Raw genomic sequence first — 25,842 nt, forward strand, 5'->3', positions numbered from 1 at the left:
TAGCTTAGTACCCTTGCGGCGGAGTTTGGTCGTGTTCGGGTTCGGCGATGCGCATTTCGTTGACTTCATCAGTGCCAAGTTCCTGGTAGGCCCGGAAGGCCAGCACCAGCAGAAACGCAAAGAACGAGAAGGAAATGACGATAGCCGTCAGCACCAGTGCCTGCGGCAGCGGATTGGCCGTCGCGGTTTCCGGAGCATAGAGATGTTCCGGAATGAGCGGCGGAACCTCGCGCGTCAGGCGCCCGTTGGTAAAGATGAGCATGTTCACGGCATTGCCCAGAATGGCGATACCCAGAAGAATGCGCACAAGCTGCTTGGACAGCATCAGGTAGACGGCCACGGTGAAGAACAGGCCAATCAGGATGACAACGCCGGTTTCCATCAGTCGGCCTCCCTTTCTTCAAGCGCCAGTGCAATGGAGCCGATGGCACCCACCACCACCAGGTAAACGCCAATGTCGAAGAACAACGGCGTCGACAAGGCGATCTCCACGCCGAAAACATGCACCTCCAGCCACTGGCTGGTCATGAAGGCCTGCGCCTTGAATATCGACGGGATGCCTGCCACAGCCGCCAGGAACAGTCCGAAACCGGATACCCCCATCGGGTGGAATACGATGGCGCGGCGAACGGAAGCAACACCGCAGGCGATACCAAAAATCGCCAACGCCGATGCGGCAATCAGGCCGCCGATAAATCCACCACCCGGCTCGTTATGGCCGCGCAGCAGCACGAAGATCGAAAACAGGACCATCAGCGCGGACAGATAGGGCGCAATGGTGCGGAAGATGATCGTACGCATCAGTGAGCCTCCCCAGTCTGGGCCGGTGTGGGCGGTGCGACCGTCTTCGGTTTCTCGATCGGTTTTTCAGGCTTCGTCCGCACCCGGATGAGCGCCAGAACACAAAGCCCGGCCAGAACCACCACGGCGATTTCACCCAGCGTATCAAAGCCGCGGAAGTCGACGATGATCACGTTGACGATATTCCGGCCATGGGCAATGGAGCGGCTGAACTGGGCGAAGAAGTCGGACAAGCGGCTGTCGAAGGGCTGCTGCGTGATCGCAAGCAGCGTCAGCGTCAGGCCGAGACCGACACCGATCGCGACGATCCCGGTGACAATCGCGGCAAGACCATGCCGGTGGTCACTGGGCGACAGGTTCAGTCTGGTCATGACGAGAGCAAGGATGACGACCGACAGCGTCTCCACCATGAACTGGGTGAAGGACAGATCGGGCGCGCCGAACATCATGAAGATCAAGGCGACCGCAAAGCCCTGGATGCCGAGTGACACGATGGCTGTCAGGCGGGTGTTGGCGACAAGTACGGCGATCAACCCGAAGAAGGCGATCAGCAGGATGCCCCATTCATAGAAGCGATAGTCGGGCATCTTCGGCATTGCCGGCAGGCTGTCCGTCAGGAAGCCCGGCAACAACACCGCAGCGCCCGTGAAGATGAAGGTCAGCATCATGTAGGTTTGCATCTTGCCGGACTGCAGCAGGCGGGTGATCCGCCAGGACAATCCAACAATACCGGCCACGAACTGGTCGAACCCCTTGTCCGGCCCCCAACCGATCGTTGTCAGGACAGAGCCGATCAGCCCGCGCAGGCGGTCGATCTGAGTGAACAGAGCAATCCCGAGACCGATGGTGACCAGCGACAGCAGCAGCGGCGCGTTGATCGACGTCGGCAACAGATGAAGTTCGATTTGCGTCGTCTTGCCGAGAAGTGAAGACAGGGTCGGCCCGATGAACAGTTCACCAGTCGTATGCGCAATCAGGGCCAGCCCGAGGCCGGTCACAGACAGGAACACCGGACCGGCGAACAGCAGAACAGGTCCCTCGTGCGCATGTTTCGGCGTTTCCACTTTCGGACCAAGGAAGGGCTTGATGGCAACCGCGGCGGCAATCACCAGCATCAAGGCATTGCCGATGACAGCAGTGATGGTGATGGGCAGACCGAGTTCCAGCCAGCCCCAGGTGCCGTAATAAAGTACTTCCTTGGCAATGAAGCCGATGAAAGGCGGCAGGCCGGCCATGGACAGCGCCGCAAGACAGGCAGCTGCAAACGTGATCGGCATGGCCGAACGCAAGCCGCCCAGCTTAGTGATGTCACGCGTACCGGCTTCGTGATCGATCGTGCCGGCAACCATGAAGAGCGCGCCCTTGAACAGGGAGTGCGCGAGAAGATAGAGGACAGCGCCTTCGAGCGCCTTTTCCTGGCTGGTCCCGGTCAACATGACAAGAAGCCCGAGCGATGCCACGGTCGTGTAGGCAAGCATCAGCTTCAGATCGGTCTGGCGCACCGCCAGGATCGTGCCCACCAGCAGTGTTATGCCACCGAACAGCGGCAGGACCGTTGTCCAGAGTTCTGTCCCCCCCAGCAGCGGATGCATGCGCATCAACAGATAGACGCCGGCCTTCACCATGGTTGCCGAATGCAGATAGGCGGAAACAGGTGTCGGCGCTTCCATGGCGTTGGGAAGCCAGAAATGGAACGGAAACTGCGCCGACTTGGTGAAGGCGCCGCCCAGAACCAGGAAGAAGATCGGTACGTAGAGCGTGGTATCCTTGATGATGTCCGGCGAGGCCAGCAGCACCGACATCTCGATTTCGCCCGTGGCGGAGATGATCAGGATGAAACCGGCCAGCAGGGCCAGGCCGCCGCCGCCCGTGACCACGAGCGCCTGCAGCGCGGCCCGGCGGGACGCGGCGCGCAGGTGATCGAAGCCGATCAGCAGGAAGGACGTTATCGACGTCAGTTCCCAGAAGATAAACAGGGAAATCAGGTTGTTGCCGAGCACGAGGCCGAGCATCGACCCCATGAACATCAACAGGAACGAGAAGAACCGGCCCTGTTGCGGGTGGCCTTTGAGATAGCCGCCGGCATACAGAATGATGAAGGTTCCGATGCCTGAAATCAGCAAGGCGAACAACGTCGACAATCCGTCGACATAGACGGAAAAGTTCACGCCATAGCTGGGCGCCCAGGCCTTTGCCGCAACGAAGCTTTCCCCTTTTGACACGGGTTCGACGAACCCTGTGAAATGCAGGAAGATCAAGGCCGGCACGATAGCAAGCAGCCAGGCCGCATTGTGCTTGAACCAGCGGGTCAGAAATGGCGCAACCACAGCCGCAGCAAAGGGCGCGAGGACGGCATAGAGAGTGGTGTCGTCGATCAAGGCTGGCGTCATGCTGATCTTTCGTCACGGTTTTTAAAGAAACGACGGAAACGGGCCTGCTCGAATCAGCCCCGATCCGCCGGATAATAACGGTCCCGATGGGTTATGACATGTCTTAGGCAGTTGAATTTACGTGTTCAAGCGTATGTCTGTCGATTTTCGGTAAATTCACCCGCGTCACATGAGCGCTTTTGTCAGGGGCAGGACTGACAAGTGGGGATCTCACAGATTTATTCTGTACTGAAAACGTATCACGGCCGAAACTTGAGGTATCCGCGCCCGCAATACACCCGACAACATTCACACTCGGGTCAAACCACCTCCGCCTGCACCCAAGAAAGGCAGCTTGCCACTTGATTTCAAAGCGTGAATACCGTTCAGTTTCAATTCGGGAATGCGTTGCCACGGAATTCGAGCGAGGCACAGAAGATGGTGTTGGGTAGCAATAGGGATAGGCCTTCGGGAACGGATCTGCTCCGTCCGTCCAACATCGACTTTGAAACGCTCGTCAAACTTGGCAATGAAGCCATTGTTCTGATCGGTCTGGACGGCACGCCCGCTTTCATCTCTCCCGCAACCGAGCGCATGTTCGGATGGAGTGCGGACAAACTGGTCGATCACCTGAGCGACCTGGTCTATCTGGCCAGCCCGAACACCGATGCAGATCTTCTGCACCGGATCCTTTCCGGCAGCGGCGATGCCGACGCCCCCCTTCCCCATGCCGATCTTCAGCTCCGTTCCGCCTTCGGCCCGATGGTCTGGGCGGAGGTGACCACGCATCTTCTGGAAGATGCCGCCGGCAAGCCTTACGCATTCGCGGTCTATTTCCGCAGCATTTCCAAACGCAAGGAGCTGGAAAGCCTGCTGGATGCGGCAACCCAGACGGATCCGCTCACCGGACTTCTCAACCGCCGTGCCTTCGAGGATGGCCTGAAACGGGAATGGGCAATCGCCTTGCGTGAAAAGACCCACACCAGTCTGATCAAGGTGTCTCTCGACCGTTTCGAAGCTCTGGTGGAGCGGTTCGGACCGAGCGCTGCCGAGGATTGCCTGACCAGGGTAGCCGATACCCTGAAGGAAACCGCGCGGCGTCCGGCAGATATCGCCGCACGAACGGCAACGGCGGAATTTTCTCTCCTCCTGCCAAGAACTCACGAAATGGGCGCCGAGACTATCAGCGCGTATCTGCACGTAGCCATTCAGGACCTTGGCATTCCCAACCCGGAAAATACCGCCGGCAATGGCGTCATGACGGCCTCCGTCGGTGCGGCTTGCGCGGTCGTGGAACAGACGGGGGTCTCGGAAAGCTCGGAATTTCTCCTCGCCGCTGCCGAAAACTGCGTTTTTCAGGCGAGACAGGAAGGCGGTAACCGGGTGAAGACGTCCTTAAGCCACCTGGCTCGCTAGCCCCGGACCTTTTACGGCGACAATCAAGAGCACCTTCCAATCCATGAACGGATGAAACACGGCCTGGCTCCGCAGGTGACGATTGACGAAACCGTTATCTGCTCCGGCTTGCAGCAACCTGTGCACGCCCCTATTTCTGGGAAAAACATCAAATAAGGAATGCCGAATGAGCGACGAAACCACCCGCCACGAAAAAGCATCTCCCCCCATCAGGAAGACCACCGCCGAATGGATGGAGCAGCTTACACCCGAGCAGTTCTATGTGACCCGCCAATCCGGCACCGAGCGCCCTTTCACCGGTCCCTACTGGGACAACAAGCTCATCGGCCGTTACGATTGCGTGTGCTGTGAAACGCCGCTGTTCATGTCGGATACAAAATTCGATTCCGGCTGCGGCTGGCCCAGCTTTTTCGAGGCAGTCGACCCGGATGCAATCCGGGAACTCGAAGACCAGTCCCATGGCATGATCCGAACCGAAATCCGTTGCAGCAGTTGCGACGCGCATTTGGGTCACGTCTTCCCGGACGGGCCACCGCCGACAGGCTTGCGTTATTGCCTCAATGGCCATGCAATGAATTTCGTTCACGGCGGCCGGCCACCCACCAAGTCAGAATAGACCGTTCATCTGCCCGCCTCGGCTACAGCTTCGGGGCGGGCAGATCTAATGCATGCATTAAAAAGCCCGTTTCAAGAACAGTTTCCAGTTTTAGATTTCAGTTACACACCCCTGATAATAATAGCATCACAAACTTCAAGAACATCGGGGTGGGACTTGTCTGTACTACGGAGTTTTGCTTGCACCTGCGTGCGCGCACTGGTTTTCGGCCTCGGCTTGGGACTTGCCGGCCAACCGGTCCTGTCTTCACCAGCCGCCGCAGAAGAGCTGGTCGCATTCACCGGATATCTGCCCCCTCTCTCCATCAATGAGCAGGAGAAGGGCATTGCAGTCGAGCTCATGGAGCTCGTTGCAGAAGAGGCCGGCCTGGATATCAAGATCCGCTTCGCCCCCTGGAGGCGCGCGCAGCTACTGGCTGAAAACACGCCCGGTTCACTTCTCTTCACTGCTGCCTATTCCAGGAACCGCAGTGAGAAATTCCAGTACATCGCACCCCTGCTTTATACGGAAAGCGCATTCGTAACGCTCGACCAGCCATTGGATACCTTTGAAAAGGCTATTGAGAGCGGCAAGGTCATCGGGGTGCATCTCGGCAGCCAGCGCAGCCAGATCCTCCAGCGGTTCGGTGTTCGCAACGTTGAGGAAATACCATCAGCCGAACAGATGAGCGTCATGCTCAAGACCGGCAGGATCGATGCCTGGTACACCATGTCTGTTCGGGCGAGCTACATGTTCCGCCAGCAGGGATACGACCCGGGAAGTCTCGTCATCGGCGCCCCGGTTACCCACGGCATCCAGTGGCTGGCGGCCAACAAGGATCTCGATCCGCAGATCAGAGGCCGGCTGTCAGCTGCCGTCTCCAGGGTGTGGCGCGATCCGAGATACTGGCAGATCGTCGACCGCTATACCCACTGACGGTTCATCTCCCGATCAAGGACCGGAAAAACGCCTCAAATCCTTATTCCGCTGCCACGGCCTCCTCATGGCCGGATTTGGCGGACAGGATCCTGGCGATATTGACCTCGATCCAGTCAGCGAATTCTCGCACTTTCTCTGCGGCCTCCCGGCCGATCGGGGACAGGCTGTAATCGACATGCGGTGGCACCACCGGGTGGGAATACCGGTTGACGAACCCGTCGGCCTCCAATGTCTGCAGCGTTTGCGCCAGCATCTTTTCACTGACGCCGCCCACGGTGCGGCGAAGTTCTGAAAACCGCTGATCTTTTTCCAGAAGCGCAATCAGCACCAACACGCCCCAACGGCTCGTCAGATGCCGCAGGATTTCGCGTGATGGACAGTTCTGGTTGAGCAGTTCCCCCTGCTGCATCAATTCGGACAAGGGCGCGCCGCTGTTCAGCACGCACTTGGGGGTTATTTCTGCCGTATCGCTCATCCTGTTTTCCAGTTTTTTGTCCGAGATCCGATAAATCTCAAAACTAACCTTTTTGTACGTACTAACAAAAAGTAAGTGATCCGTCTACATGGGCAGCATCCGATGCATTTTCGAACGATCAACCTTCAAGGAGAAACACAATGATCGCAGTCACGGGTGCCAATGGTCAGCTGGGCCGTCTTGTCCTCAAACATCTTGCCGGCCTCACCGCCGAGCCAGTTCGCGCGCTTGTCCGCTCACCGGAAAAAGCGGGCGATCTTGCCACGGACCAGGTTTCGGTGGTGAAGGCTGATTACGATGATAGCGCCACCCTGCCGGCTGCGTTGGAAGGTGTTGAGCGACTTCTGCTGATCTCCGGATCGGAGGTCGGCAAGCGCGCACCGCAGCACAAGGCCGTCATCGATGCAGCCAAGGCAGCCGGCGTCCGTTTCATCGTCTACACCAGCCTTCTCAACGTTCCGCAGTCCAGCCTCCAGCTGGGTGTGGAACATGCCGAAACGGAACGGATGCTGCGCGAAAGCGGCATTGCCCATGCTGTGCTGCGCAACGGCTGGTACATCGAGAATTTCGGCGGCACTGTAGCGGCTGCCCTTGCCCATGGTGCCGTTGCGGGCGCAAGCGGTGACGGCAAGTTTTCCGCCGCTGGACGCGAAGATTACGCGGAAGCCGCAGCCCGCACCGTTGCCGGCAGCGACCTGAGCACGCGAGCACTGGAACTTGGCGGATCACCTGCGTTCAGTCTTGCCGACCTGGCAGCAGAGCTCTCCAGCCAGTCCGGCCGTGAGATACCTTTCAACAACCTGCCAGAAGCAACCTATGCCGGCATCCTGGTCCAGGCAGGTCTGCCGGAAGGCTTTGCAAATGTCCTCGCGGACTCCGACAGAGGCGCGTCTCAAGGCGAGCTCTTCACGACTTCCACGGCCCTGGAGGACCTGATCGGTCATCCGACCCGCTCGTTGAGTGATTTCATCTCCGAAAGCCTGAAAGCGAACGCCTGACGTCCGCTAAACATCTGCTCCGGCACGAAGGCGGCCTCTCCGCCTTCGTGCAATCATTTGAATTTGTGGTCGGTTGGTTCAAGGATATTTGTTGGTTCCCCATCGGCGAACCTGTTAGGCAGATGGTTCTGCACTTTCCCGGTACCCGATCATGTCCCTTGCCAACGCATCCGATCCATACGTCCAGGACGGGCCTTACGCCTGGTTCCGGTTGGCGATTTCGATTTTGCTGAGCACCCTTGGTGGTGCCGGCATGTGGGCGGTTGTCATCGTTCTGCCCGCCGTCCAGACGGATTTCGGGATCGATCGTGCCGGAGCGTCCCTGCCCTACACCGCGACGATGTTCGGGTTTGCCGCGGGCAACTACCTGCTTGGCCGCGTCGTCGACCGCTACGGCATTGTCATACCCGTCATAGGCTCTGCTCTTTCACTCGGTGCCGGCTTCGTTCTGGCCGCCTTTGCGCCGGATGTCTGGAGCTTCTCTCTGGCGCAAGGCCTGCTGATCGGTCTGGGCACCGCGGCCACATTCGGCCCGCTGATCGCCGACATCTCACACTGGTTCCTGAAACGGCGCGGTTTTGCGGTCGCCTGCGCCGCCTGCGGAAACTATCTTGCCGGTGTGCTCTGGCCATCGCTGATCCAGTGGAGCCTTGCGACGTCCGACTGGCGCCAGACCTATATCCTCATCGGCGTCATCTGCCTTGTCGCCATGGTGCCGCTGGCCCTTTTGCTGCGCCGGCCTCCACCGGACACGTCCTTAAGCACTGGTGCGGCCACGGCCCGTTTCGGTCGCCAGGACACCGGCCTGCCGCCTGCCGTCCTGCAGGCTCTTCTCGTTGTCGCTGGTCTCGCATGCTGCGTCGCCATGTCGATGCCACAGGTTCACATCGTCGCCTATTGCGTCGATCTGGGTTATGGCGTTGCCCCCGGAGCGGACATGATCGCACTGATGACCGGTGCCGGTGTCATCAGCCGGCTGGCATCCGGATATATTGCCGACAAGATCGGCGGTGTCATGACCCTGCTGATCGGTTCCGTGCTGCAATGCGCCGCGCTGTTCCTGTTCATTCCCTTCAACGGCCTGGCTTCGCTCTAGCTCGTGTCCCTCATCTTCGGCTTGTCGCAGGGCGGCATCGTGCCGAGCTATGCCGTGATCGTGCGAGAATACCTGCCGGCCCGCGAAGCTGGACAGCGTGTCGGACTGGTGATCATGGCGACAATTCTCGGCATGGCCCTCGGGGGCTGGCTGTCCGGCTGGATCTATGACCTCACAGGCTCCTACCAGGCCGCGTTCCTGAACGGTATCGCCTGGAACTTCCTCAACATGGCGGTGATGATCTTCATCTTCATGCGCGGCAAGATGAGGCCGACGGGCGCAGCCGCTTGAGGCTGTGGTTGAGATGAACGGCCAGAGGACGCCAGTTACTTCAGGACGCTGAAGTTGCTGGTGATCAACCAGATCTGCGACAGTAGGACAACGCTGACAAGACCGATGTGATAAGCGGACTTGCGGATCCTCGTCGCGGCCAGCACCAGCACGATCATCACGATCTGACGCACCAGATACGCGGTTCCAAGATCGTTGAAATAATCGATCCCCTTCAGCCGTGAGTCCACGATGTCGAGTACGAACATCAGGGCAAGCAAGCCGTAGATCCAGGTCTGCCTAGCGTGAAAATAATCCTTGTAGCTGGCGTATTCGCCCATCTTGTCCGGATAAAGCACGGCGGTAATAAAAAAGTAGAGTGCGGCAAAGGCGATGACGAACAGATAGCTTTCGAACGTCCAGACCTGAATGCGGCCAAGTGCGAATTCGAACCACCAGAAGTGAACGACGGACAAAAGCATGAACAACGACCACCCAAGGTGCACGCTGTAGATCTCTTCGCGTTGGGGATGCTGAACATACCGCGCGAGGCCATTGAGAAGCCGCGCAACACCCAGCCCGATCACCATGCCGATGATGATCCGGATGTGTGTGAATTCCGCAAGATTGGTAGGAAGTTTGTCCATGTGGGTCCGTTCTTGTCTCGATAGAGCAACACTATACAAATGCTGCCTGATGGAAACCGTCGAGATCTGCCACAACGAACCTTGAGCCGCGCTCTGACCAGCGACCGTTCAACCTGGCCCAGTTGAACGGTCGGACGCGGACCATGCGAGGTTCTAGTGTGCCTGACCCGTGCGGGAGCGCAGAAGGAGCACGAAGAAAATGCCGCCAATCAGCCCGGTGACAATGCCGATAGGCATATCCTCGGGGGACAGGAGCGTTCGTGCGATGATATCCGCCCAGATCAGAAAGATTGCGCCAAGCATCATCGATGCCGGCAGAACCCGGCTATAATTGCCCCCTACCAGGAAGCGGGCAATATGCGGCACCATCAGCCCGACAAAGCCGATGATGCCTGAAAAGGCTACCATCACACCGGTGATCAGAGCTCCCAGCACAAATACCGTGAGACGGAACCGGGCCACCGGAATGCCGAGCGTCGACGCTGTTTCATCGCCGATGGTCATCGCATTGAGATCGGCAGACCGCAGCAGAAAATACGGCGCCACCAGCAGCAGAATGCCTAGCGGAAACGGCAGTTGAGCCCATTGGGCAAGACCGAGACCGCCCAGCATCCAGAAGACAACCGTATGCGTTGCCCTCGGATCGCCCAGAAAAATCAGGATATTGGCGATCGCCATGATGATGAAGGACACGGCCACACCGGCCAGCACCAGCCGGTCGGCACTGGTTGCAGATGCAAACCGCGTCACCCCGAGCACCAGAAAAGTTGCCGCCAACGCACCGGCGAATGCCATCAGCGGAACGGTCATCAGCCCCAGGAAAAGACCAGTATGCAACAGCGCAAGAATGGCGCCAGCCGCTGCACCGGACGAAATGCCGAGCAGATGCGGATCGGCCAGGGGATTGCGCGTGACGGATTGCAGGGCGGCGCCGACAACGGCCAGACCAGCGCCGACAAACCCGGCCAGCAGGGCCCGCGGAAACCGGATCTCCCAGACGATAGCCTCCCGGCCCTTGGACCAGTCCACGTCGAAATAGCCGGGCACCACGCCGTTGACGAGGACCTTGAAAACAGTGCTGCCCGGGATCGGCACCGCACCTGCACCGATGGCGGCTACAATGGAAATAGCCAGCACCAGCGCGCCGGCCAGAAGCAATACCCCATTCCCCCGCAACCGGCGCAGGCCAGCGCTTTTGGCCGTGAGCAGGCTCATGCCGGTCCATCGTTTCTGCCTGCAACGGCAGTTCGAAGCATCTTCTGCAAGGCTCACTCTCCCCAGAACGCTTCGGTGAGTTTACCGATGGCCTTGAGGTTCCGCGGCCCCGGGGTTGCCTCGACATAGTCCAGCACGACAAAACGGTCGTTCTTGACGGCTGCAATATTGGCCAGAGCGGGATTGTGTTTCATGAAGTCGCGTTTCTGGTCAGCCGTCACTTCGCCGTAGTTGACGATCACGACCATGTCCGGGTCTTTTTCCACCACGGTTTCCCAGTCGACGGTCGCCCAGCTCTTTTCAAAATCGTCCATCACGTTGACGCCGCCGGCTGCCTCGATAAGCGCTGTCGGCATGGCATATCGTCCGGCGGTGAAAGGCTTGTCCTCGCCGCTGTCGTAGACAAAGACCCGCAGCGGCTCTTCACCAGCAGGCACCGTTGCCGCGATCCGGTCCAGCTCCAGCTTGTAGGCCGCAACAAGATCGTGGGCTGTGTCTTGGACACCAAAGATCTTTCCGAGGTTGAGGAGGTCGTTATAGAGATCCTGCAGGGACGCCTTCGGCTTGTCGCCGATATGAATGCAGGATTCGGTCAGCTCGTAGACCTTGATGCCGAACGGCTCCAGCGTTTCAGGCGTCACTTCACCGCCCACCTTCATGCCGTAGTTCCAGCCGGCGAAGAAGAAATCGGCATCGGCCCCGATCAGCACTTCCTTGCTCGGATATTTCGACGCGAGTTCGGGAAGTTCGGCAACGCCCTCACGCATTTCCGCGTCCAGCGTCTTCCAGCCTGAAATGCCGGTATATCCAACCATGCGGTCGCGCAGGCCAAGTACCAGCATCATCTCGGTCAGGTTGACGTCGTTCGAAACGGCTGCTTTGGGCGGCGTGTCGAAGGTCACCGTGCGGTTGCAGCTTTCCACGGTCGTTTGCGCAATTGCCGGTACAGACAGAAAGGTGAGCGCGAGGCCCAGGGCAATTTTTTTCATTTTAAGTCTCCAGAAATTCAAAGATGGAAGGTCAGGTAGCGCTCGCGGCTGGCAGACAGCTGCTCCAGTCGGACCTGTACCGAATAGGCTTGCTCAATGTTGCCGGGGGTCAGCACCGTCTCCGGCATTCCCTGGGCAACCAGTCGGCCCTCATGCAACAGCAAGACCTTGTCGCAGACACGGCTTGCCAGGTTGAGGTCGTGCAGGCTGGTGACAATGGTAATGTCCAGATCGGCAATCAGCTCAACGATCTCGAGCTGATGACGGATATCCAGATGGTTCGTCGGCTCATCCAGCACCAGAAGCCTTGGTTCTTGCGCCAGCGCCCGGGCCACCATCACCCGTTGCCTTTCCCCCCCGGACAATGTGCCGAAGGCTCTTTTTGCATAGGACAGCAGATCCATTTTCCCGAGACAGTCATCGACGATCTCGGCGTCCCGCTTGCCTGCGCCGGCAATACCGGTTGCATGGGGACGCCGACCGAGTGTGACGATCTCGCGCACGGACAAGGCAAAGTCGGTCGGCTGCTCCTGAAGCACGGCGGCGATCGTTTTGGCGGCCTCCCTGGCACTGATGTGCCAGAGATCCGTGCCATCCAGAAGGATTTCGCCCGTTTTCGGTTTCAGGAAGCGATAGAGCAGCCGCAACAGGGTGGATTTGCCGGCACCATTGGCGCCGGCAATTCCAAGAACCTCACCGGCAGGCAGACCGAAGCTGAGCGGATGCAGAATGGTTTTGCCCTGCCCCGTCTTCCAGCTGACCTCCCGGACAAACAGATCGACCCCTGTCATGAGAACGCCGTCCCGTCTGCTTCTGAAACGATCATCGCTGCCGGAAGCCGGCCTTGCGATGCGCTCCAGCGCTTGCCGTGGCTTTCCTCGGTCACCTCGCATCCATTTTCAATCTGGCGATACCGATTGGCGTAGTCGACCAGGTCGTCGATGTCCGTATCGTCCTCAATGTCCCCAAAGAGGTAGATCGCCTTGTCGGTGGCCTTGAATGCCAGCGTGCACGGTCTCGAACAGCTCTCCATGTCGGCTGTTCCACTGATTTCGAATTCGTCTCCAACGACAGGCACTGCCTGTGCCATTGCACTTTTCAGCTTGCAGATCAGCCTATATCCGGGATGGCAAGTCTGCCCATTGTGACGACAGGTCGTGCAGACAAATATCTTATGCGGATCATTGCTCATGACGCGCCTCCACGGCTTCTGCCAGCGAACCGACAGGAGGCTGCGGAAAAGCAAAGGCATTGCTTTCCTCGTTGCACTGGGCACGGCCGGATCGGGTACGTTTGGCACAATCATCATGTAATGTTATTACATTACCCATGTTCTTGCTGACAACAGATTTTTGCAGCCCATCGGGAACCATCGCGCGTGCTGCGCGCGTCGCCAGCGGATCAGCCTCGGTCAGGAGGTTGGCAAGTCTTGAGAATTCAGCAGAAAATTTCCGGTTCATATCGCCCTCCGCGATTTCGCGGGGCAGTTAGGAACCGAATGTGCAACTTTGCCGGCAGGTGCCGATTGGCCATGTCACTCACTCCTCCGGGGCACCCCGCCCGGGTTAAGGTTTAAGGTGAAATGGCAGGTCTCCTGACTTGCGGGTCATTGCTTGCCTGATCCTTCCCGGGGTTTCCCCAGTGGCGCTTTCAGGTTTGCTCGCCGCTCACAGTTGCGGGGGCAGTCACGGATTTGCAGCCTTTCGGGCTTGTCGCACCGTGTTCCCTTTTAATCCCGGTCCGGAGTTCGGAGTCGGGAACCATCTCTTCCTAAGTGCGCGAACGCCTGAAAAATGTCAAAGACTTTTGCGGGTCGCTGCTCTTGTCTGAAAGCACGACAGGATTGCCTGGAAGCGGAAACACCCAGCCGCCTCGGCAGGATTGACCCTTGCCTTCAAGGCTCAAAAATCTTACCTCCGATCCATGAAACAGGATGCCCTTCCCCCGCGCGCCGCAGCGCGCCCCCTCACCCTTGAGACCCACGGCATTACCCGCCAGGACGACTTCGCCTGGCTGAGGGCGGACAACTGGCAGGAGGTCATGAAGGACCCGTCCGTGCTGGATGCCGACATCCGCAGCTATCTGGAAGCGGAAAATGCCTATCACGAAGCGCAGATGGCACCGACGAAGGCTCTGCAGGAGAAGCTTTTTGCGGAGATGCGCGGCCGCATCAAGGAAGACGACAGCTCGGTTCCTGCGCCCGACGGGCCCTTCGCTTACGGCCTCAAGTATGAAACCGGCGGCCAGCAACCGGTTTTCTTTCGCACCCCGCGTGACGGTGGCGCGGAAACGGTTCTTCTCCATGGCGACAAGGAAGCCGAAGGAACGGCATATTTCCGGATCGGCGGCGTCAGCCAGTCGACGGATCACAAGCTCATCGCCTGGGCCTATGACGACAAGGGCTCGGAATATTATTCACTGAAGCTGCGCGACGCCCAGTCTGCCAAGGATTTCGACTACGCCATCGAGGACACGGGCGGCGGCGGCGTCTTCTCGGAAGACAGCCGCTATGTGTTCTACGTTCGCCTCGACGCCAACCACCGGCCCTCGAAACTCTTCCGTCACGAAGTCGGTTCCGACCCGGCGAGCGACGTTCTCGTCTACGAGGAAAAGGATGCCGGCTTCTTCATGGGCGTCGGCAAGACCCAGTCCGGCGACACCATCGTCATCGACATTCATGATCACGAGACGTCCGAAGTCTGGATGATCCCGGCCACCGACCCGACCGCCGAACCGGTGCTTGTCGCAGAGCGCCAGACCGGTATCGAGTATTCCATCGACGATCACGGCGACACACTCTACATCCTGACCAACGCAGGCGGCGCCGAGGACTTCAAGATCGTCACTGCGCCGAAAGGCAATCCCGGCCGCGAAAACTGGTCCGATCTTGTGCCCCACAAGGCAGGATGCCTGATCCTGTCGCATTGCGTCTACAAGTCCTTCATGACGCGGCTGGAGCGCGAAGACGGCTTGCCGCGCATCGTGATCCGCCGGCTTGCAGACAACATCGAGCACTCCATCGCCTTCGACGAGGAAGCCTATTCGCTCGGCCTTGGCGGCGGCTACGAGTTCGACACGAGCACGATCCGCTTCACCTATTCCTCGATGACCACGCCATCGCAGACCTTCGACTACAATGTCGAGACCCGCGAGCGTGTTCTGCGCAAGGAACAGGAAGTGCCTTCCGGCCATGATGCGGACGACTATGTCACTCGCCGGTTGATGGCTCCCGCAGCCGACGGCGAAACCGTGCCGGTGTCTGTGCTCTACCGCAAGGACACCAGGCTCGACGGCTCCGCACCTCTGCTGCTTTACGGCTATGGTTCCTACGGCATCACCATTCCGGCGAGCTTCAACACCAACTGCCTGTCGCTGGTCGACCGGGGGTTCGTCTACGCCATCGCCCATATTCGCGGCGGCAAGGACAAGGGCTTCCATTGGTACAAGGATGGGCGGCGCGAGAACAAGAAGAATACCTTCACCGACTTCATAGCCGCGGCAGACCATCTTGTTGCGGAAAACTTCACCTCGCACGACCGCATCGTCGCTCAGGGCGGCTCGGCCGGCGGCATGCTGATGGGGGCGATTGCCAATCTGGCACCGGAAAAATTCGGCAGCATCATTGCCGAAGTTCCGTTTGTCGACGTTCTGTCGACCATGCTGGACGACACGCTGCCGCTCACGCCGCCGGAATGGCCGGAATGGGGCAACCCCATCACGGACAAGGCAGCCTACGATTACATCGCGTCCTACTCGCCCTATGACAACGTCGAGGCAAAGGCCTATCCGGCCATCCTCGCGGTAGGCGGATTGACCGATCCGCGCGTGACCTACTGGGAGCCGGCCAAATGGGTTGCCAAGCTGCGGGCAACCGGCACAGGTGACAAGCTGCTGATGCTGAAAACCAACATGGAAGCCGGTCACGGCGGCGCTTCCGGCCGTTTCGACCGGCTGAAGGAAGTCGCCGAAACCCAGGCCTTTGCCCTATTGGTGACCGACAAGGCCTGACACCTCGTCAGACCCGAGGATTTTCCGGGCGTGCGGAGCAGTTCGCACGCCCAGGAACCTAAATTCCTTTCATACGCCCTTGCGGGTACCACCCGAGCGAACGTGACTTGATTTTGACCAAGTCTTCGGCTCATGTGAGAGTTGTTGCAAATCAATCAATTGAACGGTCCTGGACCGTACCGATGCTGTTCACTGGAGCCCGTGATGACCTGCTACCGCACACTTCCGCACCGCCTTGCTGATGGGCTGAAAAAGGGGTTGCGCCTGGTTCCGGTCATGGCCGCCACGCTGAGCCTTGCCGCATGCCAGTCCTACGACACGACCGGCGGCAATGTGGTGGAAACGCTGCTGTTCTCCCCCACATTCACCAAGAACCGGCAGGACATCCCCAGCACCTACAACACAGCTTATGACTGCCGCACCTTTACCGGCAGCGGCTGGAAAGGCATTGCCGGTGGCAAGGTCTTCAATTTCAGCCAGAAATACATCATTTCCCAGGCCGGCTGCTTCAAGACTCAAGGCGAATGCAACGCATGGCTTGCGGTCATGTCCAGCTACATCGATCAGCCGCGCTACATCCGCTGCAATCCCTACACTGCGTAGGACATCAAGCGGATCTTGCAGGATCACGCTGGACGACAGTCCCCTGAAACACGGGAAGCGCTGCCATGAACGGTTCCATGTAGTCAAGCAGGCAGCGCGCCCGGGCATTGAGCAGCCGTCCGGTGGGCCATACCGCAAAGATATCCCGTTGCTGCCCTTGCCAGTCTGCGAGCACAGGTTTGAGGCGGCCTGAAATCAGGTCATCGGAAATCTCACTCGCAGGCAACAGAGCGAGCCCGTGACCGTCGCCGGCCAGCTGCCGGGCAAGACTGATGTCATCGACAACGACACGCGCATCGACAGGCACGGTCTCGCGGCAGCCCGTTTCCCGATTTGTCAGTTGCCATTGCGGAAGCGTGGACACCCGCACCACCTTGTGCCGGCCGATCTGGTCCGGACTTTCCGGGGCACCCGCCTGTTCAAGATAAGCAGGCGCCGCAACGAGAACCGTTGCCACCACCCCGAGACGCTTCTGGTAAAGCCGCTCATCGGTCTGGGGTCCGGCTCGGAGGGCAATATCGACCCTGTGTTCCAGCAGATCCTTGTTCTCGTTGCTAAGCGTCAGCGTCAGCTGGATCTCCGGAAAGGTCTTGAGAAATTCCGACCACATGGGCTGCAGGATGCCGATGGAAATATTGGTGGGCGCCGCCACCTTCAACGCTCCCCGAAGACCGTGCAGATCGGTGCTTAACCCGTCCAATGTCGTCTCAGCGTTTTGAACCAGGTCGGCAAAGGCCTCGAAATACGCTTCACCCGCCACCGTCAGATCGAACTTCCGCGCGGAGCGGAAGACCAGCTGCGTGCCTATGGTTTCCTCCAGCTTCGCCAGGCGCCGGGTCACCGTTGCCGCAGGCAATCCGAGGTGCGCAGCAGCCTTTGCCAGGCTTCGATTACGCGCGATATGAACAAACAAGGCAATGTCGTCGAGCATGATTTCATTTTCAAAATTTAAACTCTCATTATTCGATATAGATTGAGGTTAGAGAAATCAATAAGTCTGTCTTCGTCCTTAAACGCAACGGAGACACTCATGGGCAATTACTTCATCAGCGCTGGTATCGAACTGCAACAGGGTGCGGAGCGGACCAGGGCAGAGACGGAACTGCGCCGACTTGTGGCTGAAACCCAACACGAACCCGGCTGCAATTTCTTTGAAATCCGGCAGAACCTGCAGGATCCCGACAAGTTCACCCTCTGGGAGAGCTGGACAGACAAGGACGCCCTGGCCGCCCATTTCGAAATGCCGCACACCAAGGCCTATCTCGCGCAGAACCTGACACAGGTCAGCTACATTGAAGAACTGGGCGAAATCGGCACCAGCGAAGCGATCGAAAGGTAGGCGACCATGAAGAACCGATTGATCGCGACGTTCCTGATGTCGCTGGGTCTGTCGCTCTTGATGTCGTGCTGGGTCACATTCCTGAACCTCGGCTGGAGCGACAGGTTTTTCTGGCAATGGATGAATGCCTTTCGCCTGGCATGGCCCGCCGCTGCCGTCATCGCCTTCTTTCTTGGCCCGCCTGTGCAAAGGGCAACGCTGTTCCTTTCAGCCCGCCTGCCGTAATCAGAAAAGGAAAAATAATGCCTCTTTCCCGACAGAATTTCGAGGAACTGGGCCTGCCGGCCGGCCCCTATACCCACGCCGTTCGGCATGGACAGACGGTCTATACATCCGGTTTCACAGCTTTCGGCACACCTGCTCAGGCCGATTCGGCCGGCCCGCAAATCAGGGCAGTGTTCGCTCAACTGAACACTATCGCCGCCTACTACGGAAGATCACTGAAAGATCTGGTGAAAGTAACCGTGTTCGTCACCGACATGACCGACTTGCCTGAAATCCGGTCAGCCCTTGCAGAACTCTATGAAAATGAGGTTCCTGCTAGCTCGCTGGTCTGTGTTGCCGCACTGTTTCACCCACAGCTGAGGGTCGAAGTTGAAGCGATCATTGCAACCTGATCGATGAACGACTTGCAACCGGATTGAGAAATACGTATTATCCCTTAGTTGAATAGCAATGGACCGGCTCTACAACTTTCTGGAGATACGCGTTCCAATTTCTCGAATAACTGTGCACGGGCAAAACGACCCAATAATAAAAAGCGAAACTTGACCACCTGCTCGCAGGTGGTTTTGTTTGAAAGCGTCAGTTGTTTACCCGTTCAGTTGCTTTCTGAAGAAAACCGTCTCCAGGATCGGCGTATCGTAATAGGCGCCAACTTGCTCAAACCCCGCGGCTTCATAGAGCTTGATGGCACCCGTCATGCTTGGCAGCGTGTCCAGCATCATCTCCCGGTAGCCGGCGGCAACCGCCGCTGCGATTACAGCCTCCACCAGCGCACCACCCACACCCTTGCCGCGTCCGTCCGGCAGGACGTAAAGCCGCTTCATTTCACACGCACCGTCTTTCCCGAACGCCCGCAGGCCAACACAACCGAGAACCGAGCCTTCCCCATCCTTCGCCAGGAAAAGCGCCCCGGACGGCGGCGCGTATTTCCCCGGCAGACCTGCAAGCTCTTCTTCAAAGCCCTGGTAGGAAAGGTCGATGCCGAGCCAGTCGACATAGGCCCGAAACAGGTGCCGGATCGGGGCCAGGTCGTTTTCGGTTGAAACGGGTACGATCGAAATTTGCTGCGATTGAATCATGGAATGACAAAAGGTCCGTGTGGTGTCGTCAGTTGGCTGTCGGCGCAACGGGCGGGATGGCTTTCAGGTAGGCGGCGATCGCTTCACGATCACTGGCAGGAAGCTTGGCCATGTTTTCCTGAACATGCACCATTTCACCACCGACGGAATCGTATTCAGGCGTGAAGCCGCTTTCCAGATAATAGGCAATATCGCTTGCGCTCCAACTGCCGAAACCACCGTCTACCGGCGTAATGTCCGGAATACGGCCTTCTCCTGTGGGAGCCGGTGCACCACCGAGCCATTTCGCCAGATCCAGTCCCCCTGCAAGATTTCGAGCCGTGTGGCATTCACCGCAGTGGCCAGGCCCTTCCACCAGATACCGCCCGCGGTCCCAAAGCGCAGCGTCGACCTCGTTCCCGCTTGAAGGGGCGGCTATGACGGGTGACGGATCGAGGAACAGCCGTTTCCACAGCCCCAACCCCCGACGGATATTGAACGGGAAACCGAGCTCATGAGGTGGCGTCTTGCCGTTGACGGATGGCAGCGTTTTCATGAAGGCAAATAGATTGCCGATGTCTTCGCCAGACATGCGGGCATAGGAAGTGTAAGGGAACGCCGGGTAATAGTTTTGCCCGTCCGGTGATGTGCCATGCGTCATGGCGTTGGCGAAATCAGCAAGCGACCAGGCTCCGATACCGTCTGCCGTGCTGGACGAAATGTTGGGGGCAACAAACACCCCGAACGGCGTCTCCAGGCGAAGGCCTCCGCCAAGCTTCAGCTTCTCGTCTCCCGCAGCACCCTTGGCCGCATGGCAGGACGTGCAACCGCCGGCCCAGAATACAAGTTCCCCTTGCGACGCATCCCCTTCCGCAATGGCGGCAAGCTGGGCTTCGCTCAGCTTCGTCGGCGCGGACAGGAACCAACCCGCACCTGCCGCAACAACGGCAAGAACGACGAGGACGATGACAGCCTTTTTCATGAGGTCTCCCTGGGTCTTCCTGGCACCGAAACGCCAAAACAGCGGCTCTTCAACCCGGACAGGGTGAAAAGCCGCTGATCTGTCTCACAGTCTGGAGCCTGCCTGTTGCAGTCTGTGTGCGGTAGACCCCGGAATGCCGCCGGTCAGTTTTTCTTACGGTAAGTTTCGTGGCACGATTTGCAAGAGCCGAACACGGGGCCCATCGCAGCCTTGAAAGCCTCGACATCCGCAGGACCGTCCTTGCCGGATGCTTCGAAGGCTTTTGAAGTCGCGTCCGCAAACTTGGCCAGCTCAGCGGAAAATCCATCCGGATTTTCCCAAATGGCGGCAGCGGCACCGGTTTCACCCTGATCGGAACCTGCAGGGAAATAGTCTCCGAATGTCAGGGCTGCTGCATTCATCGTTGCGATGGCAGCCTTACCGGCAGCAGGAGAATAGGCGATCTCCCCTTTCATCAGGCCTCCACCGAGCCCGGCGGCCGCGCCGACCGACGACATGATGGCCTGCCGGGTCGCAATCGGATCGTCAGACGCCTGAGCAATGGAACCGGCAAGGCCAATCCCGGCCGCAAGACCCAATACAACAGCCGATTTGATCATTCGCATCGTTCTCTCCCTCTCGTGGAAATTGCCTTCGGCAATGATTCACCAGTGCGAGTACAGCCCATGTACCGCTCGGTCTGAAAATCACGGTCGCGTGAAGTGCGCCATGTTCGGTGAACACAGCGTCAACGCTGACGAAACAGCCAAACAAAAAACCCCGACCTTTTCAGGCCGGGGTTTCGCAAAACGGGATGTATCCCGAATTACTTCGTTGCAGCTTCGTACATTTCCAGCACGTAGTCCCAGTTGACCATGCTGTCGATGAAAGCTTCGAGGTACTTCGGACGCGCATTGCGATAGTCGATGTAATAGGAGTGTTCCCACACATCGCAGCCGAGAATCGGCGCTGCGCCGTGTACCAGCGGGTTTTCACCGTTCGGGGTCTTCATGATTTCCAGCTTGCCGTCCTTGACTGCGAGCCAGGCCCAACCGGAGCCGAACTGGCCAACACCTGCGGCGATGAAGTCGGCGCGGAACTTGTCGAAACCACCAAGATCACTGTCGATAGCGGAAGCCAGCGCACCCGGAAGCGAGCTGCCGCCACCGTCTTTCTTCATCCACTTCCAGAAGTGAATGTGGTTGTAGTGCTGACCGGCGTTGTTGAACAGCGGAGCGTTCTTGCCGAAGCTTTCCTTCACGATTTCTTCCAGGGATTTGCCTTCCAGGCCGCTGCCGGCGAGCAGCTCGTTGCCTTTGGTGACATAGGCCTGGTGGTGCTTGTCATGGTGAAACTCGAGAGTTTCAGCAGACATGTAAGGGGCCAGCGCGTCATATGCATACGGCAGGTCAGGCAATTCGAAAGACATGACAAACTCCTTAAAAGGTCGGTGACCGGCGGCGACATTCCTGCCTCAAGAATGAATGCAGGAACGGCCGCGTCGAGCGGCAAAATAGGATTGCTGGGCCGTCACGGCAAGCGCCGATCCCCAAAATAAAGAAATTTTTTCTTTTTATTTTAGGACGTACGATCTGCCGTTGACACTTCCCACGAAGGGAACGCGTCCACACGGCTGCAGTTGCGCCATTCACGGGAATGTGATCAGTAATTTTTTAAAGAAAATCGCAGTTATTTTTAACAAAAACACTTTAAAAAGATGGGGTTATATAATATTATACAAACGATTTCGATCATTGTCGAGTTTAACTCTAGCAATTATTAAATAACAAATAGAAAATACCACCTATTTTCTCAAGAGGTATTCTCCTTGCCACCACTATCACCTCTCAGGCCAGCCTCTGAAACAGCAGTGCTCTTGGCGAATGCTACAACAACTGGATTTCATGGTGTAACGACAAGGCCTGCGGCTACCCGAACAGTTGCTACGCTGGAACATAGATCATTGCGACGGTATCGATAAGGCCAGCATGACCCGGCTTCCCGGTTCCAAGGTCCAGTCGATGCGAACCAATGCCCTGCGGAAGGCAATACGCACCAATACTCGTCTTGTCGCCGCTGTTGTGCGCACCGGAAACTGATCGCCTTCACCCTGCCCTACACCAACCCTACTTCAACGCGTTCCTTGAAATGACAAAGCAGAGCGATCGTGCAAGATAGCAACGACTGCTTGTCAGTTTTCACCTATCGCGTCACGACCGGAACCCCATGCCACCCATCTCGCGCTCTCCTGCCGCATTGGCTTTCGGCGGTCTGCTCGCCCTTGCTGCCGCGATGGGCATCGGCCGGTTCGTCTACACCCCGATCCTGCCCTTCATGACCGACGGCCTGCAGTTGCCGCCTGATGATGCCGGCCTGATCGCGTCCGCAAATTTTCTCGGATATCTGGCCGGAGCTCTTGCCGGCGCCTCAAGGTCCCTGCCCGGTAATCCGCGGCTGTGGTTTCTCGGCGGACTTCTTGCCAGCGCCCTGACCAGTGCCGCCATGGCGCTGACCACTTCCCTGTCTGTGTTTCTGTTGATCCGCTTCGCCAGCGGGGTCGCAAGCGCCTTTGCGCTGGTTTTTTCAACCAGCCTGATCCTGGAGCGGCTGACGGCAGCCGGTCGCGGCGGCTTGAGCGCCCTCCACTTTGCCGGGGTCGGCTGCGGCATTGCCTTTTCCGCTTTTCTGGTCGCCCTTCTGGCGCATCTGGGGGCAGACTGGCGTGGGCTCTGGCTGGCCAGTGGCGCTGCCACGCTTTGTTTTCTTCTGGTGGCTGCATTTCTGGTGCCGTCCGAGCCGTCTCCCCAGCCAGTCACCACACCTGCGCAAAGCTCCCCCGACGAAGCCCAGGCATCTCCGTTTGGCTCTGCCAGCCGCATCCGCCTGATCCTGGCCTACGGCCTGTTCGGTTTCGGCTATGTCATCACCGCGACTTTCGTCAATACGATCGCACGCGCCAATCCGGCGCTTCAATCAACCGAAGCCTTCGTCTGGTTGACAGTTGGGCTGTGCGCTGCGCCTTCGATTTACGTCTGGAACAGGATTGCCGCACGCATGGGCACTCGAAAGGGCTTCGCTCTTGCCTGTGTGCTGGAAGCGGCAGGGGTTGCCTTGACGGCGGTGAGCACAGCGCCTGCGCTCTTCCTTTTCGGCGCAGCGCTCCTCGGGGCAACCTTCATGGGTATCACCGCCCTTGGCCTGATGGAGGCACGGCGCGAAGTCAGCCGGGACGGACCGGCTGCAATCCGTCAGATGCTTGCGGTACTGACGGCAAGCTTTGGCGTCGGGCAGATGGCCGGGCCCTGGGTTGCCGGCCAGATGCACCATCTGACCGGATCCTTTACTGCTTCATCCCTGGCAGCCGCCGCGGCGCTTGTGGTAGCCGCGGCACTGGTCGTCAGATGACACTCCCCACTCAGGCGTGGGAGAATTCCCAGTAGAGTTCTCTTGCGCGAGCCGCGATCGGACCAGGCTGCAGGTCGCGTTCCTCGATCCGCTTGACCGGCGTTACCTTGCTGTAGTTCCCGGTCGAGAAGATCTCGTCGGCTTCCAGGAATTCGCCATAGTCCATGGTGCGCTCGAAAACGTCATAGCCAACGGACCGCAGCAGCTGAATGACGCGCTGACGGGTAATGCCGTTCAGGAAGGTGCCGTTGGGAACCGGCGTGTGTACCTTGCCTTCCTTGGCCATGAAGATGTTGGCCGATGTCAGTTCAGCGACATTGCCCAGCATGTCGCGAACGACCGCGTTGTCGAAGCCGCGCCCCTTGGCCTCCAGCATCGCTCTCGCATTGTTGGGATAAAGGCAACCGGCCTTGGCGTTGACAGGCATGCATTCAACAGTCGGACGGCGGAACGGAGACAGCGTGATGCTCATCGCCGCATCCTTGGGTGCCATCGGCGCATCGAACAGGCACAGGCAGAACCGCGTGCTGTCCGGATCGCCCACGATCACCCCGGGTCCGTCACTTTCGACCCAGTACATAGGCTTGACGTAGATCTGCTGGTCACCACCGAATTTGGCGCAGCCTTCCTTGGTGAGCTCGACCATTTCACCAACCTTCATGGTCGGCTTCATGCCCAGCGCCACGGCACTGTCGTTGACGCGTTTGCAATGTAGATCGATGTCCGGCATCACACCTTCAAAGAAGCGGGCGCCGTCAAAAACGCTGGAACCGAGCCAGGAAGCATGTGTGCGCGGGCCCATGATCGGCGGATTGCCCTCGTGCCAAGTCCCGTCGATCCAGGTCCAGGTGTCACTCCATCCGCTCATGTCTCTTCCCTTTTCTGCGCTGCGGTTGTGCAGTCTGTCCGCCGAAACAACACCGCTCATCACGGCAGGTCAATAGCTTACCGCGAAATTGAGGAAAGTTGCTGTCATTCTTCGCAAGATACGATGATATCAGGATAAAAATCACCAAAACACCCACTTGAGCGACATCAATTTTTCAAGTCGGATCGCGCAATGACAAGATGCGGATCCCATCACCGGCCCTGGCTTGGAAACCCCGACCCCGCCCTCTGGCCATTGACTCTCGCCACACAAAGTTCACTATATGTTCTTGTGCAATTTTGGGAGTTCAGGATGGAACAGCGCATTTCCGTGACGACGCTTGTGGTCGAAGACGTTGCCGAGGCACGCCGCTTCTTCGAAGACGGCCTGGGATGGCAGGTTCATTCCTCACCAGGTCCCGAAGTGGTCTTTTTCCAGGTTCCCGGCAGTGTATTTGCCCTCTATGGCCGCGCCTCCCTGGAAGAGGAAATCGGACGCTCTGTCACCGACAGCCCCACCGGTGCGGTGACGCTCGCCTGGAACGGCAGGTCGGAAGCCGAGGTGGACACAAGCTTCCTGAAAGCGCTCGCCGCGGGCGCCCGTTCGGTCAAGGAACCCCAGAAAGCCTTTTGGGGCGGGTATTCCTCTTACGTGGAAGTCCCCGGCGGTCACCTGCTCGAGATTGCCTATAACCCGTTTTGGCCGGTGGAAGAGGATGGCGCAATCACCCTGCCCCCAGTCCAATAGCAGGGCACAATTGCTGTATAAGTCCTGCCTGCGACCTTTGTCGCAGATAGCTGCGCTTGACGCAGGAGGCCGCAGGCTGTTCTCTTCCGCGGTTTCGTGAAAGGGCTTGGAGGTCTTGAAGATGGCGCATGCAGCTTACGTTTTCGATGCGTATGGAACCTTGTTCGATGTGCATGCCGCCGTCCGCAAACATGCGGAGAAGCTCGGACCGGATGCCCAGAGGCTGTCGTCTCTCTGGCGGGAAAAGCAGCTTGAATATTCCTGGGTGCGCGCCCTCATGGGCAAGTATCTGGACTTCTGGGAACTGACCCAGCAAGGACTGGATACCGCATTCGCCCTGGTGCCTTCCGCTGACAAGTCGTTGCGCGAAGATCTTCTCAGCGCCTACTGGGAACTTGATTGTTACCCGGAAGTGCCGCAGGTGCTGACCAACCTCAAGGCAACCGGCGCTAAAATCGCGATCCTGTCCAACGGATCTCCGGCCATGCTCGAAGCTGCCGCCAAGGCCGCCGGATTGACGGAACTTTTCGACGAGATCTTTTCCGTCGACGCCCTTCGAACCTTCAAGACCGATCCGCAGGTCTATGAAATGGTCACGACCCATTTCCGGATCTATCCGGAAGAGGTTTCCTTCCAGTCTTCAAACCGTTGGGATATTGCCGGTGCTACCGCATTCGGGTTCCGTACCGTGTGGATGAACCGGATGGGCATGCCTGACGAATATCCGGACCTTTCTCCCAAGGCGGTTCTGGCGGATCTGACAGGGCTCGCCACACTCGGCTGACCTGACACCACTTCCCTTCAGGAAGAGGAGACAG

At 58.5% G+C, this 25,842-nt stretch carries 28 protein-coding genes, 1 pseudogene and 1 riboswitch; of the genes and pseudogenes, 13 read left to right on the forward strand and 16 right to left on the reverse strand.

The annotated features are described in order from the left end of the window. Nucleotides 1-4: 4 nt before the first annotated feature. From J7447_RS09320 to J7447_RS09330, 3 genes are read right to left on the reverse strand one after another with little or no spacing between them, the layout of a single operon-like run. Nucleotides 5-382, reverse strand: a complete 378-nt coding sequence (locus J7447_RS09320; RefSeq protein ID WP_023001007.1) for a Na+/H+ antiporter subunit C — start codon at nt 380-382, stop codon at nt 5-7. Further along, a complete protein-coding gene (locus J7447_RS09325; RefSeq protein WP_023001006.1) occupies nt 382-801 on the reverse strand; it encodes a Na(+)/H(+) antiporter subunit B in 420 nt (139 codons plus the stop codon). The genes J7447_RS09320 and J7447_RS09325 overlap by 1 nt, the downstream gene beginning before the upstream one ends. Further along, nucleotides 801-3,191: a putative monovalent cation/H+ antiporter subunit A gene (locus tag J7447_RS09330; protein WP_062488457.1), complete on the reverse strand. Its 2,391-nt coding sequence runs from the start codon at nt 3,189-3,191 to the stop codon at nt 801-803. Before J7447_RS09330 ends, J7447_RS09325 begins: the two co-directional genes overlap by 1 nt. A 417-nt stretch (nt 3,192-3,608) precedes the next feature. Between J7447_RS09330 and J7447_RS09335 the strand changes: the two genes are divergently transcribed. The 3 genes from J7447_RS09335 (at nt 3,609) to J7447_RS09345 (ending at nt 6,117) form a co-directional block, all read left to right on the forward strand. Continuing rightward, a complete protein-coding gene (locus J7447_RS09335; RefSeq protein WP_023001004.1) occupies nt 3,609-4,586 on the forward strand; it encodes a diguanylate cyclase in 978 nt (325 codons plus the stop codon). Nucleotides 4,587-4,752: 166 nt separating this feature from the next. Continuing rightward, complete coding sequence (gene msrB, locus J7447_RS09340; RefSeq protein ID WP_209169460.1) at nt 4,753-5,202, forward strand: peptide-methionine (R)-S-oxide reductase MsrB; 450 nt, start codon at nt 4,753-4,755, stop codon at nt 5,200-5,202. Between the two features lie 156 nt (nt 5,203-5,358). Beyond that, on the forward strand, nt 5,359-6,117 hold the full coding sequence (locus J7447_RS09345; RefSeq protein WP_208984195.1) for a transporter substrate-binding domain-containing protein: 759 nt from the start codon (nt 5,359-5,361) through the stop codon (nt 6,115-6,117). A gap of 43 nt (nt 6,118-6,160) precedes the next feature. On the opposite strand, the gene J7447_RS09350 is transcribed toward J7447_RS09345, so the two are convergent. Beyond that, the gene (locus J7447_RS09350; RefSeq protein WP_023001001.1) at nt 6,161-6,595 is read right to left on the reverse strand and encodes a helix-turn-helix domain-containing protein; all 435 of its coding nucleotides are present in this window, start codon (nt 6,593-6,595) and stop codon (nt 6,161-6,163) included. A gap of 140 nt (nt 6,596-6,735) precedes the next feature. Here J7447_RS09350 and J7447_RS09355 point away from each other — a divergent pair, with 140 nt between their 5' ends. Then, nucleotides 6,736-7,593, forward strand: coding sequence for an SDR family oxidoreductase (locus tag J7447_RS09355; RefSeq protein ID WP_023001000.1), 858 nt, complete (start codon nt 6,736-6,738; stop codon nt 7,591-7,593). A gap of 151 nt (nt 7,594-7,744) precedes the next feature. Then, nucleotides 7,745-8,980, forward strand: a pseudogene (locus tag J7447_RS09360) (MFS transporter). A 35-nt stretch (nt 8,981-9,015) separates the two neighbouring features. On the opposite strand, the gene J7447_RS09365 reads toward J7447_RS09360, so the two are convergent. From J7447_RS09365 to J7447_RS09390, 6 genes are all read right to left on the reverse strand, one after another. Further along, nucleotides 9,016-9,606 carry a hypothetical protein gene (locus tag J7447_RS09365; RefSeq protein ID WP_023000998.1) on the reverse strand — a complete coding sequence of 197 codons (591 nt, stop codon included), beginning with the start codon at nt 9,604-9,606 and terminating at the stop codon, nt 9,016-9,018. A gap of 153 nt (nt 9,607-9,759) precedes the next feature. Then, nucleotides 9,760-10,821 carry an iron ABC transporter permease gene (locus J7447_RS09370; RefSeq protein WP_168684056.1) on the reverse strand — a complete coding sequence of 354 codons (1,062 nt, stop codon included), beginning with the start codon at nt 10,819-10,821 and terminating at the stop codon, nt 9,760-9,762. Nucleotides 10,822-10,874: 53 nt separating this feature from the next. Then, entirely contained in the window at nt 10,875-11,810 is a 936-nt protein-coding gene (locus tag J7447_RS09375; protein ID WP_209169461.1) for an ABC transporter substrate-binding protein, read from the reverse strand. A 17-nt stretch (nt 11,811-11,827) separates the two neighbouring features. Continuing rightward, nucleotides 11,828-12,601, reverse strand: coding sequence for an ABC transporter ATP-binding protein (locus J7447_RS09380; protein ID WP_209169462.1), 774 nt, complete (start codon nt 12,599-12,601; stop codon nt 11,828-11,830). Continuing rightward, the gene (locus tag J7447_RS09385) at nt 12,598-13,062 is read right to left on the reverse strand and encodes a DUF1636 family protein (protein WP_353653767.1); all 465 of its coding nucleotides are present in this window, start codon (nt 13,060-13,062) and stop codon (nt 12,598-12,600) included. Before J7447_RS09385 ends, J7447_RS09380 begins: the two co-directional genes overlap by 4 nt. After that, a complete protein-coding gene (locus J7447_RS09390) occupies nt 12,992-13,270 on the reverse strand; it encodes a hypothetical protein (protein ID WP_209169464.1) in 279 nt (92 codons plus the stop codon). Before J7447_RS09390 ends, J7447_RS09385 begins: the two co-directional genes overlap by 71 nt. Nucleotides 13,271-13,376: 106 nt before the next feature. Beyond that, nucleotides 13,377-13,590, reverse strand: a riboswitch (cobalamin riboswitch). Between the two features lie 143 nt (nt 13,591-13,733). Here J7447_RS09390 and J7447_RS09395 point away from each other — a divergent pair. Both J7447_RS09395 and J7447_RS09400 read left to right on the forward strand, forming a co-directional pair. Further along, the gene (locus J7447_RS09395) at nt 13,734-15,818 is read left to right on the forward strand and encodes a S9 family peptidase (RefSeq protein WP_209169465.1); all 2,085 of its coding nucleotides are present in this window, start codon (nt 13,734-13,736) and stop codon (nt 15,816-15,818) included. A gap of 204 nt (nt 15,819-16,022) precedes the next feature. Then, entirely contained in the window at nt 16,023-16,421 is a 399-nt protein-coding gene (locus J7447_RS09400; RefSeq protein WP_023000992.1) for a hypothetical protein, read from the forward strand. A 4-nt stretch (nt 16,422-16,425) separates the two neighbouring features. Here J7447_RS09400 and J7447_RS09405 read toward each other — a convergent pair whose 3' ends face one another. Then, a complete protein-coding gene (locus J7447_RS09405; protein ID WP_209169466.1) occupies nt 16,426-17,352 on the reverse strand; it encodes a LysR family transcriptional regulator in 927 nt (308 codons plus the stop codon). Between the two features lie 99 nt (nt 17,353-17,451). On the opposite strand from J7447_RS09405, the gene J7447_RS09410 reads away from it, so the two are divergent. Genes J7447_RS09410 through J7447_RS09420 form a run of 3 tightly spaced genes read left to right on the forward strand, consistent with a single transcriptional unit; the run spans nt 17,452 to nt 18,377 of the window. After that, nucleotides 17,452-17,760: a putative quinol monooxygenase gene (locus J7447_RS09410; protein ID WP_075282413.1), complete on the forward strand. Its 309-nt coding sequence runs from the start codon at nt 17,452-17,454 to the stop codon at nt 17,758-17,760. Between the two features lie 6 nt (nt 17,761-17,766). Then, entirely contained in the window at nt 17,767-17,985 is a 219-nt protein-coding gene (locus J7447_RS09415) for a DUF2798 domain-containing protein (protein WP_055654933.1), read from the forward strand. A 17-nt stretch (nt 17,986-18,002) separates the two neighbouring features. After that, nucleotides 18,003-18,377 (forward strand): RidA family protein, encoded by a 375-nt coding sequence (locus J7447_RS09420; protein WP_209169467.1) that lies wholly within the window; start codon nt 18,003-18,005, stop codon nt 18,375-18,377. A 195-nt stretch (nt 18,378-18,572) separates the two neighbouring features. Here the strand turns inward: J7447_RS09420 and J7447_RS09425 are convergent, their stop codons facing one another. The 4 genes from J7447_RS09425 to J7447_RS09440 all read right to left on the reverse strand — a co-directional run bounded on the left by J7447_RS09425 (nt 18,573) and on the right by J7447_RS09440 (nt 21,433). Beyond that, nucleotides 18,573-19,064 (reverse strand): GNAT family N-acetyltransferase, encoded by a 492-nt coding sequence (locus J7447_RS09425; RefSeq protein ID WP_209169468.1) that lies wholly within the window; start codon nt 19,062-19,064, stop codon nt 18,573-18,575. Nucleotides 19,065-19,092: 28 nt separating this feature from the next. Then, nucleotides 19,093-20,025: a cytochrome c gene (locus tag J7447_RS09430; protein ID WP_168684068.1), complete on the reverse strand. Its 933-nt coding sequence runs from the start codon at nt 20,023-20,025 to the stop codon at nt 19,093-19,095. A gap of 143 nt (nt 20,026-20,168) precedes the next feature. Further along, a complete protein-coding gene (locus tag J7447_RS09435) occupies nt 20,169-20,624 on the reverse strand; it encodes a cytochrome c (protein ID WP_023000985.1) in 456 nt (151 codons plus the stop codon). Nucleotides 20,625-20,830: 206 nt separating this feature from the next. After that, a complete protein-coding gene (locus J7447_RS09440; RefSeq protein WP_023000984.1) occupies nt 20,831-21,433 on the reverse strand; it encodes a superoxide dismutase in 603 nt (200 codons plus the stop codon). Between the two features lie 797 nt (nt 21,434-22,230). On the opposite strand from J7447_RS09440, the gene J7447_RS09445 reads away from it, so the two are divergent. Then, entirely contained in the window at nt 22,231-23,409 is a 1,179-nt protein-coding gene (locus tag J7447_RS09445; RefSeq protein ID WP_209169469.1) for a YbfB/YjiJ family MFS transporter, read from the forward strand. A gap of 10 nt (nt 23,410-23,419) precedes the next feature. Here J7447_RS09445 and J7447_RS09450 read toward each other — a convergent pair whose 3' ends face one another. Beyond that, a complete protein-coding gene (locus J7447_RS09450; RefSeq protein ID WP_055656627.1) occupies nt 23,420-24,277 on the reverse strand; it encodes a branched-chain amino acid aminotransferase in 858 nt (285 codons plus the stop codon). Nucleotides 24,278-24,589: 312 nt separating this feature from the next. Here J7447_RS09450 and J7447_RS09455 point away from each other — a divergent pair, with 312 nt between their 5' ends. Next, complete coding sequence (locus tag J7447_RS09455) at nt 24,590-25,024, forward strand: VOC family protein (RefSeq protein ID WP_055654941.1); 435 nt, start codon at nt 24,590-24,592, stop codon at nt 25,022-25,024. Between the two features lie 121 nt (nt 25,025-25,145). After that, the gene (locus J7447_RS09460) at nt 25,146-25,808 is read left to right on the forward strand and encodes a haloacid dehalogenase type II (RefSeq protein ID WP_023000980.1); all 663 of its coding nucleotides are present in this window, start codon (nt 25,146-25,148) and stop codon (nt 25,806-25,808) included. The last annotated feature ends 34 nt before the right edge of the window (nt 25,809-25,842 follow it).

Origin of the sequence: Labrenzia sp. R5_0, assembly GCF_017743835.1 — a bacterium.
In the GTDB taxonomy this organism is placed as follows: Bacteria; Pseudomonadota; Alphaproteobacteria; order Rhizobiales; family Stappiaceae; genus Roseibium; species Roseibium algicola.